This is a genomic window from Marinobacter flavimaris, assembly GCF_002933295.1.
GTDB lineage: Bacteria > Pseudomonadota > Gammaproteobacteria > Pseudomonadales > Oleiphilaceae > Marinobacter > Marinobacter flavimaris.
Genome location: NZ_PSSW01000008.1, coordinates 129,863 through 142,251, shown reverse-complemented (window position 1 = coordinate 142,251; position 12,389 = coordinate 129,863). Strand labels below are relative to the sequence as shown.

General features: G+C 58.1%; 11 protein-coding genes. 5 read left to right on the top strand and 6 right to left on the bottom strand.

Features of this window, described 5'->3' with window-relative positions; all coding sequences use genetic code 11:
* Nucleotides 1-10: 10 nt before the first annotated feature.
* From MDHKLMBL_RS14950 to MDHKLMBL_RS14935, 4 genes are all read left to right on the top strand, one after another.
* The gene (locus tag MDHKLMBL_RS14950) at nt 11-1,096 is read left to right on the top strand and encodes a microcin C ABC transporter permease YejB (protein ID WP_008171714.1); all 1,086 of its coding nucleotides are present in this window, start codon (nt 11-13) and stop codon (nt 1,094-1,096) included.
* The gene (locus MDHKLMBL_RS14945; RefSeq protein ID WP_008171717.1) at nt 1,093-2,121 is read left to right on the top strand and encodes an ABC transporter permease; all 1,029 of its coding nucleotides are present in this window, start codon (nt 1,093-1,095) and stop codon (nt 2,119-2,121) included. Before MDHKLMBL_RS14950 ends, MDHKLMBL_RS14945 begins: the two co-directional genes overlap by 4 nt.
* A gap of 1 nt (nt 2,122) precedes the next feature.
* The gene (locus tag MDHKLMBL_RS14940; protein ID WP_008171718.1) at nt 2,123-3,727 is read left to right on the top strand and encodes an ABC transporter ATP-binding protein; all 1,605 of its coding nucleotides are present in this window, start codon (nt 2,123-2,125) and stop codon (nt 3,725-3,727) included.
* 65 nt (nt 3,728-3,792) lie between these two features.
* Nucleotides 3,793-4,578, top strand: a complete 786-nt coding sequence (locus tag MDHKLMBL_RS14935) for an enoyl-ACP reductase FabI (RefSeq protein ID WP_008171720.1) — start codon at nt 3,793-3,795, stop codon at nt 4,576-4,578.
* Between the two features lie 71 nt (nt 4,579-4,649).
* On the opposite strand, the gene MDHKLMBL_RS14930 is transcribed toward MDHKLMBL_RS14935, so the two are convergent.
* Both MDHKLMBL_RS14930 and MDHKLMBL_RS14925 read right to left on the bottom strand, forming a co-directional pair.
* Nucleotides 4,650-5,054 carry a PilZ domain-containing protein gene (locus tag MDHKLMBL_RS14930; RefSeq protein WP_008171722.1) on the bottom strand — a complete coding sequence of 135 codons (405 nt, stop codon included), beginning with the start codon at nt 5,052-5,054 and terminating at the stop codon, nt 4,650-4,652.
* A gap of 25 nt (nt 5,055-5,079) precedes the next feature.
* Nucleotides 5,080-6,903 carry a DUF1631 family protein gene (locus MDHKLMBL_RS14925; RefSeq protein WP_053115363.1) on the bottom strand — a complete coding sequence of 608 codons (1,824 nt, stop codon included), beginning with the start codon at nt 6,901-6,903 and terminating at the stop codon, nt 5,080-5,082.
* Between the two features lie 175 nt (nt 6,904-7,078).
* Between MDHKLMBL_RS14925 and MDHKLMBL_RS14920 the strand changes: the two genes are divergently transcribed.
* A complete protein-coding gene (locus tag MDHKLMBL_RS14920; protein WP_008171726.1) occupies nt 7,079-8,155 on the top strand; it encodes a 3-deoxy-7-phosphoheptulonate synthase in 1,077 nt (358 codons plus the stop codon).
* Between the two features lie 27 nt (nt 8,156-8,182).
* Here the strand turns inward: MDHKLMBL_RS14920 and cobA are convergent, their stop codons facing one another.
* The 4 genes from cobA to lolA form a co-directional block, all read right to left on the bottom strand.
* Nucleotides 8,183-9,040 carry a uroporphyrinogen-III C-methyltransferase gene (gene cobA / locus MDHKLMBL_RS14915; RefSeq protein ID WP_008171728.1) on the bottom strand — a complete coding sequence of 286 codons (858 nt, stop codon included), beginning with the start codon at nt 9,038-9,040 and terminating at the stop codon, nt 8,183-8,185.
* Nucleotides 9,037-10,311 (bottom strand): serine--tRNA ligase, encoded by a 1,275-nt coding sequence (gene serS / locus MDHKLMBL_RS14910; RefSeq protein WP_008171730.1) that lies wholly within the window; start codon nt 10,309-10,311, stop codon nt 9,037-9,039. Before serS ends, cobA begins: the two co-directional genes overlap by 4 nt.
* An 88-nt stretch (nt 10,312-10,399) precedes the next feature.
* Nucleotides 10,400-11,737 (bottom strand): replication-associated recombination protein A, encoded by a 1,338-nt coding sequence (locus MDHKLMBL_RS14905; RefSeq protein ID WP_053115364.1) that lies wholly within the window; start codon nt 11,735-11,737, stop codon nt 10,400-10,402.
* Nucleotides 11,737-12,384: an outer membrane lipoprotein periplasmic chaperone LolA gene (lolA, locus tag MDHKLMBL_RS14900; RefSeq protein WP_104271240.1), complete on the bottom strand. Its 648-nt coding sequence runs from the start codon at nt 12,382-12,384 to the stop codon at nt 11,737-11,739. The genes MDHKLMBL_RS14905 and lolA overlap by 1 nt, the downstream gene beginning before the upstream one ends.
* Between the last annotated feature and the right edge of the window lie 5 nt (nt 12,385-12,389).

The following is a 12,389-nucleotide window of genomic DNA, read 5'->3' as shown; positions in this document are numbered from 1 at the left end:
ACGCCGCCAAATGGGCATCTACATACTCAGGCGTCTGGCGCTGATCATCCCCACGCTGATCGGAATCATGCTGCTCAACTTTGTCATTGTGCAGGCGGCCCCCGGTGGTCCCGTTGAGCAGCTTATCGCTGAGATGGAAGGCCACGGCGGCAGCGCGCTGGCCCGGGCTTCCGGTGGTGGAACAGGTGGCGAGGTAGCCGACTCTTCCGGCGACACGCGTGGTTCCCGCGGCATACCCGATGAGCTTCTGAAAGAAATCGAAGTCATGTATGGCTTCGACAAGCCTGCTCACGAACGCTTCTTCAAGATGCTTGGCGATTACGCCACGTTCAACTTCGGTGATTCCTTCTTCCGGGAAAAAAGCGTCATCGACCTGATAATCGATAAAATGCCCGTTTCGATCTCCCTGGGGCTGTGGTCGACGCTGATCATCTATTTTATTTCCATCCCCCTGGGCATCCGGAAAGCCGTTACAGACGGCTCCAGGTTCGATGTCTGGACCAGCTCAGCCATTGTGGTGGGCTACGCCATTCCGGGCTTCCTCTTCGCGATACTGCTCATCGTGTTGTTTGCCGGGGGCAGTTATTTCGACTGGTTTCCGCTCCGGGGCCTGACCTCTTCGAATTTCGACGAGCTTACCTGGTACCAGAAAATCGGGGATTACTTCTGGCACCTGGCGTTGCCCGTCACCGCAAATGTGATCGGCGGTTTTGCCACCCTGACCCTGCTTACCAAGAATTCCTTCCTGGATGAGATCGGAAAGCAGTACGTGGTAACCGCCCGCGCCAAGGGTCTGGACCAGAAAGAAGTGCTGTATGGCCACGTATTTCGCAATGCCATGCTGATCGTGATTGCCAGCCTGCCAGGCGTCCTTGTCGCTCTGTTCTTTACGGGCTCCCTGCTGATTGAAGTGATCTTCTCCCTCGACGGGCTCGGGCTGCTCGGTTTCGAGGCGGCCCTGAACCGCGACTATCCCGTGATCTTCGGCACCCTGTATATCTTCACCCTGATGGGCCTGATCCTGAAGCTGATCAGCGACATTACCTACGTCCTGGTCGATCCGCGGATCGATTTTGAAAGCCGGGAGGGTGCGTGAGTTTCCGGTCTCTGACTCCGATCCAACAGCGGCGCCTGCGGAACTTCCGGAAAAACCGCCGGGGTTTCTGGTCTTTGTGGATTTTTCTCGCCCTGTTCGGCCTGTCACTGGTCGCCGAGCTCATTGCCAACGACTCACCGCTGGTCGTGTCGTACAAAGGCGACCTCTACTTCCCGGTGGTCCAATCCGTGCCGGAAGAAACCTTTGGAGGTTTCCTGCCCACGGAAGCCGATTATCGCGATCCCTTTATCGCCGATGAGATAAGCGCCAACGGGTGGATGGTCTGGCCACCGATCCGGTTCAGCTACAACACCATCAATTACGATCTCGAGGTTCCGTCACCGGCGCCGCCGAGTGCAGAGAACTGGCTGGGGACCGACGATCAGGGCCGGGATGTTGCAGCCCGGGTGATCTATGGCTTCCGCATTTCGGTTCTGTTCGGCCTTACCCTGACCATCGCCAGTTGCATTGTCGGCGTAGTGGTCGGCGCCATCCAGGGCTTTTACGGCGGCAAAATTGATCTACTGGGCCAGCGCTTTATCGAGGTCTGGTCCGGCCTGCCGGTACTGTATCTGCTGATCATTCTCTCGAGCATTGTGCAGCCAAACTTCTGGTGGCTGCTGGGCATCATGCTGCTGTTCAGCTGGATGGGGCTGGTGGATGTGGTCCGTGCGGAATTCCTGCGTGCCCGTAACTTCGAATACGTCAAAGCTGCCCGTGCACTGGGTCTGGACAACCGCAAAATCATGTTCCGGCATATACTCCCCAATGCCATGGTAGCCACACTGACCTTCCTCCCGTTCATTCTGACGGGGGCAATTACCGGCCTGACCTCCCTGGATTTCCTGGGCTTTGGTCTGCCCTCCGGTTCACCCTCGTTGGGGGAACTGATTGCCCAGGGCAAGGCCAACCTGCATGCGCCCTGGCTGGGCATATCCGCCTTCGTATCGCTGTCGCTGATGCTCACCTTGCTGGTGTTCGTGGGTGAAGCCGTACGCGATGCCTTCGATCCGAGGAAGAGCTGATATGAGCCAGTTACTTCAGATTTCCGATCTTTCCATCTGTTTTGATCACGGGCTTCCAGCCGTCGAATCCCTGTCACTGGCAATCCGTGAAGGCGAGACCCTCGCACTGGTGGGCGAAAGCGGCTCCGGAAAATCCATTTCGGCACTGTCAATTCTTCGCCTCCTTGATGCGCGGCACACCAGCTACCCCAGCGGGCAGATCCGGTACCGCGATGAAGATCTTCTGCCCGCCACCGAGAAGCGCATGCGCCAGATCCGCGGCCGGGAGATAGGGATGATATTCCAGGAGCCCATGACATCCCTTAACCCGCTACATACCGTGGAAAAGCAGATTGGCGAAACCCTGGAACTGCACAAGGGAATGCGCGGGCCACAGGCAAAACAGCGCTGCCTGGAACTGCTACAACTCGTGGGGATACAGAACCCGGAAAGCAAGCTTGGCGCTTATCCCCACCAGTTGTCGGGGGGGCAAAAACAGCGGGTGATGATCGCCATGGCACTGGCCAATGAACCCGATCTCCTTATCGCGGACGAACCCACGACGGCATTGGATGTAACCGTCCAGAAACAGGTTCTCGAATTGCTCAGGGACCTTCAGAAGAAACTGGGTATGGCCATTCTTCTGATTACCCATGACCTGACCATCGTTCGCCGGTACGCCGACCGGGTGGCCGTCATGGAACATGGCAAACTCGTGGAAGAGGCCGATACCGATGCCCTGTTTGCCAGCCCACAACACCCCTATACACGAAAGCTTCTGGATGCCGAGCCCCCGGAGGCGCCCCTACCCCTCGATAAACGTGCAGAACCGTTGCTGGCTGTTGAGCGACTGGACGTGCGTTTCCCGATACGAAAGAGCCTTTTGGGCAAGGTGAAGGAATCCTTTCACGCTGTGCAGGGCGCCGATTTCCAGCTCAATCGCGGCGAAACGCTCGGAATCGTCGGGGAAAGTGGCAGCGGCAAAACCACCATCGGCCATGCGCTGCTGAAGCTTACCGCCAGTACCGGAAGTATCCGCCTCGCGGGCGAGGAGCTGGCGTTTCTTAACCAGAAGGATTTCAGGCCCTGGCGAAGGCGCGTGCAGATTGTCTTTCAGGATCCGTTTGGCAGCCTCAGTCCCAGAATGTCCATTGCCGAAATTGTCCGCGAAGGGCTGGAGATCCACGACGCGGAAAACGCAGCCGAACACGACAGCAAAGTGATTCGCGCGCTCACCGACGTTGGCCTTGATCCGGAGGCACGGCATCGTTATCCACACGAATTCTCTGGCGGCCAGCGCCAACGCATTGCCATCGCCCGGGCTCTGGTGCTGCAGCCCGACCTGATCATTCTGGACGAACCCACATCCGCCCTGGACCGCACCGTGCAGAAGCAGGTCATTGAACTGTTGAGGGCTATCCAGACCCGTTATGGTCTAAGCTATATCTTTATCAGCCATGACCTGGCTGTGGTGCGCGCCCTGAGCCATAAGCTGCTGGTGCTGCAGCATGGCCGGATCGTGGAATATGGTGACGCGGCCAGGATTTTCGATGCACCGCAGGCGGAGTACACCCGTGAACTGCTGAACGCCGCGTTCTTTTACCAGAAACCAACTACGACTATTTGAGCGTTACCCCGACCAGAGCACTCAGGGATAATGCTCGCAAATCAGGAACACAGGGAGAACGACCCATGGGAATCCTCAGTGGCAAGAAAGCACTGATCGTTGGCGTAGCCAGCAAACTGTCCATTGCTTACGGTATCGCCGAGGCCTTCGCCCGCGAGGGTGCCGAACTGGCGTTTACCTACCAGAATGAAAAACTTCAGCCACGGGTTGAGAAGTTCGCCGAACAGTGGGGAAGCAAGCTGACTTTCCCCTGCGATGTCGCAAGCGACGAAGAAATTGAAAACGTCTTCAAAGAGCTGGGCAAGCACTGGGACAACATCGACATCATTGTGCATGCTGTCGGCTATGCGCCTGGACACGAGCTGGACGGCAACTACGTCGACGTGACCACCCGTGATGGCTTCCGCATTGCCCACGATATCAGCTCCTACAGCTTTGTCGCGCTGGCCAAGGGTGCCCGCGGCATGATGCATGAAGGCAGCTCGCTGATTACCCTGAGCTACCTGGGCGCTGAGAAGGTTCTGCAGAACTACAATGTGATGGGCTTGGCCAAGGCTTCCCTGGAAGCCAATGTTCGCTACATGGCCGCCAGCCTGGGCCGGGACGGCATTCGTGTGAATGGCATTTCCGCGGGTCCGATCAAGACCCTGGCCGCCTCTGGCATCAAGAGCTTCCGTAAGATGCTGGCCGAAAATGCCAGGCGTGCGCCGCTGCGGCGAAACGTCACCATCGACGAAGTGGGTAATGCTGCTGCATTCCTCGGCTCTGATATGTCCTCCGGTATTACCGGCGAGATCATGTACGTGGACGGCGGCTTCAACATTACCGGAATGGGTGAACTTGAAGAGTAAGTCTCACCCTCCCCGAACGTAAAAGAGCCGGCGTTATGCCGGCTCTTTTCGTTGGATTGCACGGACAAGAGTCAATCCTGGGCCATCGCCGAGGCCACGGCCTCCACCCACTCGACGTATGCGGTTTCGTCAGACTCAATGATTCGCGCCCCCACCAGAAAGCTCGACTCGTTGGGTCGACACCAGACCACTTCGACCATCAGACCGAAAGGCTGGGCATGGTTACCAAGAAATACGCTCGCCGGCAGCAGGGCCCCCAGGGAAAGGGGTTCGTCAGCTGTCAGGCAAAGGCCACTGGCCGAAATATCACGAATACCGCAGACAAGGTCCCGCTCCTCGGCTCCGGTTTCTTCCGGCAAGCCGGACTCAAGCTCGAGTATTGCCCTGGCTCGCGCCGTAAGACGGTAATCTGCCCGATTGTCCTGATCAACGGGCGGCTCATTCCGGGTTCCAAAGCTATAGTCATTATCTGTCATTATTGTTTTTCCTGCTTCGGCAATATCAGTTGCGGCCAACGCGAATCCGCCCGACTACCCTGCTAAGGGTGTCGTCGAATTCCGCGGAGGTTCCCAGAACCCGGATCCGTCCTTCGACAATCCTTTCAACCAGGGCGTCCTCGAGAAATTCACGCCTGTTCAGGCCCAGACGGTCCACAAACACGAGCTTTCTCGACGCATTGATGCGCACGGCCAGTTTCAGACGGGCAGGTTCATCAGACGTTTCATCGGGTTCAACGACAATCCAGCCACCAAGCTTGATAGCATCCACCTGTTTCTCGGCCAGCAGCGTCCTTTCCTTCCGGATCCGTTCCTTTTCAGCCTGTTCATCGGCGAGTCGTTGCTCTTCATCGGCTTGCCGCTGGCGCTCAAGCTCGGCTTCACGTTCCGCTTCCTCCGCCCTTCGCCGTTCTTCCGCGACTTCTTTTTCCCGCCTCAATTCCTCTGCGCGCAGCCTGGCAGCTTCCGCCGCCTGCTCCCTCTGCCGACGCTGCTTCTCGCAGACACGGGCAAGCAGTTCCACGGTTTCTGCCAGCACCGTTCCGAACGGCGTGAGCTGCGGCAATGGCCGGATCTGCTCCTGCTCAAGGGCCCTCTGAAACTCGCCCCAGGTCTGCAGCCCCAGTTTCACGCCGGCGCCGTTCGTCCAGAGGATTTCTGCCGATTCCGGCAAGAACGCATAGAAGTAACGGCGCTGCTCTCCGACACCCTCGCCCTCGACAAACCATTGCCCCTCATACGGTTCAAAAGCTTCTGCCGCGGGCACTTCGAAGCTGAGCCAGGTGCTGTCCCAGTGGAAGCTCCCCGCCGCCGGCAGAGCCTCCACAAGATCCGGCGCCTCCCCTCTCAGCCTGGAAACCATAGCGGATTCGATCCCGGACAGGGACTCCGCAGGCAGTGATTCATTAAAAACCCGTTTCCAGACATCAAGGATCCGATCACCGATCTGTTCGCCCACGTGATAGAGCCGATTACGGTCCTTGTCGGAAAGCGACGGATCACCAATCCAGACCAGCCATTCCAGCAACTTGCTGCCATGTCGCAGGTTCTCTCCGTCGAGACCGGAATCCCAGATCGACTGTTTCAGCAGACCCTGCCAGTGATCAAGTATAAAGCGGACGATCGGAAGCGGCAGCTTGCGCCCCTGGAGAGCCCGACCGATTAATGCCCGGGAAGACTGCTCTGCCTTGCGCTGCTTTGCAGCGCCCTGCTCGGTTTCCAGCAGCCGTTGGCGGAGCTTTCCAACCTGGGCATTCCTCTTCCCGGCGTCTTCCTGCCAGCGATGACAGAATTCGTTAACCGGCTCCGTCTTGCCGGATTCAAAACTCGCGGAAACGGCGATAACCAGCGAATCCAGCTGATCCATCAGAACCTTGGCGGAACGGCCTCCGGAATCACTCCAGCCGCGCCACTCCTGAAGGCTGTCCAGCCACTCCAGTAGCGCCTTGCTGAAGGCTTTCTTGCCCTCCAGATTCATGCGCCAGGCAAGATAGAAGCGCAGCCTTGCCACCCGGCGGGCGAGGCTCGGATGCAGGCCGCTCGTCTTCAGGAACACGTCCATGATGCGGTCAGCCACATAGGCGGCGTTCACCTGTCGGGCTGACCACTCCAGATGAACAGATCGGATAACATGGGTAACCCGTTCGTCACGCTGTTCGGACCAGCAGGAAACCAGCAGTGGGCGCCAGTCGCTGACGGCGTCTGGTTCGAGCTTGCCAGCCGGGTATGGAAGGTCAGGAACACGAATGCCGGCCAGGACATCGTCAATCTTGCCTGAAACCGCTGCAACGGAAGGCACATCCTTCGGTCTCTGCCTGTTTTGCGACATCCGTTCCCCGTACTTAAGAAGCGTTGAAAAGGCCCTGTAAATAACGCAGTATAACCAACTCGCCGGGGTTTACCGCAACCGTGCACCGGCGCTATTCGCGTTAATCTGCAGCCCTGTTGGCATATTCTATCGTCCACCAGGGCTGCAACGATCAGAATCGGGGAAGCAGAACAACATGTCGGGCAACAAACTAGAGAATCTGAATGTGGCGAGCCAGGAAGCACTGATCACTCCTGAAGCGCTGAAGAAGGAGATGCCGCTCTCCGACAAGGCCGCAGAAACCGTCTCAAAGGGCCGCCAGGCGATCTATGACATCATGGATGGCAAGGACCACCGGCTATTCGTCGTGGTGGGCCCCTGCTCCATTCACGATGTTGAAGCTGCGAGAGATTACGCCGCGCGCCTGAAGAAGCTTGCCGATGAAGTCAGCGACACGCTGCTGATCGTTATGCGTGTCTATTTCGAGAAGCCTCGCACAACAGTTGGCTGGAAAGGCCTCATCAACGATCCGCACCTGAACGACACCTTTGATATTGAGCAGGGCCTTCACATCGGTCGTCGTCTGCTGCTGGATATCAACGAGCTTGGCCTGCCCGCAGCCACCGAAGCGCTGGATCCGATCTCCCCGCAGTACCTGCAGGACACCATTGCCTGGTCCGCCATCGGCGCCCGTACTACCGAGTCGCAGACTCACCGCGAGATGAGCAGCGGCCTGTCCATGGCGATCGGTTTCAAGAACGGAACCGACGGCAGCCTGGACGTTGCGGTGAACGCCATGAAATCCGTGTCTCACCCCCACAGCTTCCTGGGCATCGACCAGCAGGGACAGGTGGCGATTATCCGCACCAAAGGCAATAACTACGGCCACGTTGTTCTTCGTGGCGGCGGTGGCAAACCCAACTACGATTCCGTGAGCGTCGCCCTGTGCGAACAGGCGCTGGATAAAGCAGGCTTGCGCAAGTCGATGATGATTGACTGCAGCCATGCCAACTCCAGCAAGGACCCGGCCATTCAGCCGCTGGTCATGCAGGATGTGACCCACCAGATCCTGGAAGGCAATACCTCGATCCAGAGCCTGATGGTGGAGAGCAACATCAACTGGGGTAACCAGTCCATTCCCGAGAATCTGGCAGATCTCAAGTACGGCGTATCGGTGACCGATGCCTGTATCGACTGGCCAACCACCGAAAAGGCCATTCGGGATATGCGCGATAAGTTGAAGGATGTCTTGCCCAAGCGCAAGATCGGCTGATCAAAGCATGATATAAAACGGGGAGCCTCAGCTCCCCGTTGTCATAACCCCACCTATCCAGTCCAGCCTTTCTCTCAGCGCGACTACTTGGCCGATAATAACCAGTGTTGGCGGCTGGACCGCTTCCGCCTCTACTCTTTCAACGATGTTGCAGAGATTCCCTGTAACCACGCGCTGATCCCTCGTTGTCCCCTTCGAGACCAACGCCACGGGCATTTCCTGGGACATACCGTGGGCGACCAACTGCCGGCAGATAATCGGCAGGCCAACCAGCCCCATGTAGAACACCAGGGTCTGGTTGTTCTGGACAAAGTCCTTCCAGGGTAGATCGCAGGTATCATTCTTCAGATGGCCGGTCACGAACCGGACTGACTGGGCATAATCCCGATGGGTGAGTGGGATTCCGGCGTAGGCCGCGCAGCCGGACGCGGCGGTTATACCCGGCACAACCTGAAATCGGACGCCGGCATCGGCGAGGGTTTCAATCTCTTCGCCACCGCGACCGAAGATAAACGGATCACCACCCTTGAGACGAACCACTTTTCGCCCCTGTCTGGCCAGATCCACCAGTCGCTGATTGATCTGATCCTGGGGCAAGGTGTGGTTGGCCCGCTGCTTGCCAACGTGAACCATCTCGGCGGTGTCCGGGATCATGGCCAGTATTTCCGGGGAAACCAGACGATCGTAGAGCACGACCTCGGCAGAAGTAATCAACCTCCAGGCCTTGAGTGTCAGCAGTTCAGGGTCTCCTGGCCCGGCCCCGACCAGGGCAACCTCACCCGCGGATGTGTTCGGGTTCGAAGTTACCGGATTAACCCTGTACCTTACTGGTGCAGGGGTTGCACCAACGCCCTTCCCTGGTGCGTTATCTGGCTGATCACTCATTGGATTCTGTCGACGCCTCCCATATACGGCTTGAGAACCTCCGGAACCACAATGCTGCCGTCAGCCTGCTGGTAATTCTCCATGACCGCAATCAGTGCACGACCAACGGCAAGCCCCGAACCGTTCAGGGTGTGGACGGGTTCGGGCTTTCCGGTTTCCGGGTTACGCCAACGGGCATGCATGCGGCGTGCCTGGAAATCACGGGTATTGGAGCAGGAAGAGATTTCACGGAACTTGTCCTGCCCCGGCAGCCAGACTTCCAGGTCATAGGTCTTGGCCGCCGAAAAGCCCATGTCGCCTCCACAGAGTGCAACCACGCGGTAAGGCAGCTCCAGCAACTGCAGCACCTTTTCGGCATGGCCAGTCAGGGCTTCCAGCGCGGCATCTGAATCCTCCGGACGAACCACCTGTACCAGCTCCACTTTGTCGAACTGGTGCTGACGGATCATGCCGCGAGTATCCCGGCCGTAAGAACCCGCTTCACTGCGGAAGCATGGCGTGTGGCAAACCATCTGCAGCGGCAGCTCAGCGGCATCAAGAATAGAATCCGATACCAGGTTGGTGGCAGGCACTTCCGCAGTGGGAATCAGGTACAGCGGATGCTCGCCTTCCGTTTTGAACAGGTCTTCCTCAAACTTCGGCAGTTGGCCTGTTCCGTAAAGGCTATCGGCATTAACCAGATATGGTACGTAGGTCTCCAGGTAGCCATGTTCCTGTGTGTGCAGATCCAGCATGAACTGGGCCAGAGCCCTGTGCAGCCGTGCCACCGGGCCACGCATGACGGCAAAGCGCGAATGGGCCAGGCGGGTCGCGGTCTCGAAGTCCAGGCCTTTCAGACTCTCACCCAGGGCAACGTGGTCCCTGGGCTCGAAATCAAAGCTCCTGGGCGTGCCCCAGGTGCGAATCTGAACGTTATCGTCTTCACTCTCGCCGGCTGGTACATCTTCATCCGGGAGATTCGGGATACCGGCCAGGAAGGCGTTGAGCTCCTCCTGGAGAGTGCGGAGCTCGTCTTCGGCTTCAGACTTCTGTTTCTTCAGGTCTTCCACCTCGTCCAACAGCGGCTGGATGTCCTCGCCGGCAGCCTTGGCCTTGCCGATCGACTTCGACCGCTTGTTCTGCTCGCTCTGCAGGTTTTCCGTGCTCACCTGAAGGGCACGGCGGCGTTCCTCAAGCTGCTCGAAGGTGGCGGTATCGAATTCGAAATTCTTGATGGTCAGCCGACGGGCGATCTCTTCTGTCTGGGTGCGGACACGTTTGGGATCGAGCATGATTATCCTGAATCTTCCGGTTAGCGATGTTTTGAATGACTGGCCATTATACCTGCACTGGCGCTCGTGGCTACCGCCGAAAAAAGGCTCAGGTGTAGCGTTTGCGGGGGCTTTCGGCGTTGCGGGAATCCAGACGCTGGCGTTTTTCAGCCAGTTTTATCTCGAGACCGCGGTTTACGGGCTCGTAGTAGCGGCGCTCATGAATGGCCTCGGGCAGGTAGGACTCCCCGGCGGCGAAGGCTTCGGGTTCATCATGAGCGTACCGATAAGTATCCCCATGGCCCATGCTCTTCATCAGCTTGGTGGGCGCATTGCGCAGGTGCACCGGGACTTCGTAGTCCGGATCCTGGCGGATGTCCGCCATGCACCTGTTGAAGGCGTTGTAAACCGCATTGCTCTTGGGCGCCATGGCCAGGTAGGTCACTGCCTGGGCTAGTGCCAGCTCCCCTTCCGGAGATCCCAACCGCTCCTGAGCGTCCCAGGCTTCCATGCTGAGTTGCAGAGCACGGGGATCGGCGTTACCAATGTCTTCACTGGCAATTCGCACTAGACGCCGGGCGACATAAAGAGGATCACAGCCGCCATCCAGCATCCGGCACAGCCAATACAGCGAGCCGTCCGGATCTGATCCGCGAACGGATTTATGCAACGCTGAGATCTGGTCGTAGAATACGTCACCGCCCTTGTCGAACCGGCGGAGGCTGGTCTGCATGACCTGCTCAAGCTGATCCGCCGTTACCCGATCCGTGCCGGCCTCATCCGGCTCTGACAGGTCAGCCGCCACTTCCAGGATATTGAGAGCACGGCGGGCATCGCCACCAGAGGCTGCCGCCATCAGGGTCAGCACGTCTTCATCAACTCGCAGGCGTCCGCCAAATCCCTCATCAACTGTCAGCGCGCGGCGTAGCAGCTGAAGGATGTCCTCTTCCTCAAGGTTCTTGAGCACGTAGACACGTGTTCTGGAAAGCAACGCACTGTTCAGCTCAAAAGAGGGATTCTCAGTGGTCGCACCAACGAAGATGAAGGTACCGTCTTCAATGTGGGGGAGAAACGCGTCCTGCTGGCTTTTGTTGAAGCGGTGAACTTCATCCACGAACAACAGAGTGTCCCGACCCTGTGACTGCTTGCGATTACGTGCCCGCTCAACAACGGCCCGGATCTCTTTCACACCGCTCAGTACGGCCGAAACCGTCTCGAAACTGAGATCGCTGACATTGGCCAGTAGTTGGGCGAAGGTGGTTTTACCGACTCCGGGAGGGCCCCAGAGGATCATCGAGTGAAGCTGGCCCTGCTCAACAGCGCGCCTCAGAGGTTTACCGGGCCCGACCAGATGAGCCTGGCCCACATAGTCATTCAGGCTTGCCGGCCGCATTCTCGCGGCCAGCGGCCGAAAACCCGCGGATTCCGCGAACAGACTGTCCTGCATCAGGCCCCGTCCCGGATAATATCCACACCCTCCGGATAGTCGAGGGTGAACGCACCCGCTTCAACCGGTTCGTTCAGCCTGATCCGGTCGAAACTCAGTACGCTGAGCTGTGCCAGGGAATCCTGCATACGCATCTCCTGGAGCTCACCCTTGAAGAACGTCAGCCTGAGGGACGTAAAGAGGGAGTCCGGGCTTCTTGGCTCCAGAGTAAATTCACGGGTGTTGTCGCCTATCTGGCGACCGGACACCCTGTAGGTATCCTCCAGATTATCCACCTCACCGCTCAGTAAAAGCGCGGGTGTGGATTGCACTCGATCGTCGAGATTGTGGATCGTGACCTGTTCCAGGTCCGGATCGTAAACCTCCACGGTTTCGCCATTACTGACAATAAACTGCGACAAAGGCGCACTGGTCTCCCAGTAGAACAGCCCGGGGCGCTTGGCCTTCAGGGAGCCACGGGTTTCCTGAACCTTGTTGCCATTCTCGTTAACAACAATCTGGATAAAATCCGCCTGGTAGGACTCGTAGCCCTTCAGCAACGAGGCCAACTCGTTCGCGCTATCGCTGCCCTCACTCGCACTCAGGGGGCCGGCAATAAACACCGCCATGACCAGGGTGGCCAGGCATTTCAAAAAAGATTGTCCCATTGCTT

Coding starts and splice junctions, on each gene's coding strand:
- MDHKLMBL_RS14950 (WP_008171714.1), top strand. CDS start 11: ATGGGCATCTACATACTCAGGCGTCTGGCGCTGATCATCCCCACGCTG.
- MDHKLMBL_RS14940 (WP_008171718.1), top strand. CDS start 2,123: ATGAGCCAGTTACTTCAGATTTCCGATCTTTCCATCTGTTTTGATCAC.
- MDHKLMBL_RS14935 (WP_008171720.1), top strand. CDS start 3,793: ATGGGAATCCTCAGTGGCAAGAAAGCACTGATCGTTGGCGTAGCCAGC.
- MDHKLMBL_RS14930 (WP_008171722.1), bottom strand. CDS start 5,054: ATGACAGATAATGACTATAGCTTTGGAACCCGGAATGAGCCGCCCGTT.
- MDHKLMBL_RS14925 (WP_053115363.1), bottom strand. CDS start 6,903: ATGTCGCAAAACAGGCAGAGACCGAAGGATGTGCCTTCCGTTGCAGCG.
- MDHKLMBL_RS14920 (WP_008171726.1), top strand. CDS start 7,079: ATGTCGGGCAACAAACTAGAGAATCTGAATGTGGCGAGCCAGGAAGCA.
- cobA (WP_008171728.1), bottom strand. CDS start 9,040: ATGAGTGATCAGCCAGATAACGCACCAGGGAAGGGCGTTGGTGCAACC.
- serS (WP_008171730.1), bottom strand. CDS start 10,311: ATGCTCGATCCCAAACGTGTCCGCACCCAGACAGAAGAGATCGCCCGT.
- MDHKLMBL_RS14905 (WP_053115364.1), bottom strand. CDS start 11,737: ATGCAGGACAGTCTGTTCGCGGAATCCGCGGGTTTTCGGCCGCTGGCC.
- lolA (WP_104271240.1), bottom strand. CDS start 12,384: ATGGGACAATCTTTTTTGAAATGCCTGGCCACCCTGGTCATGGCGGTG.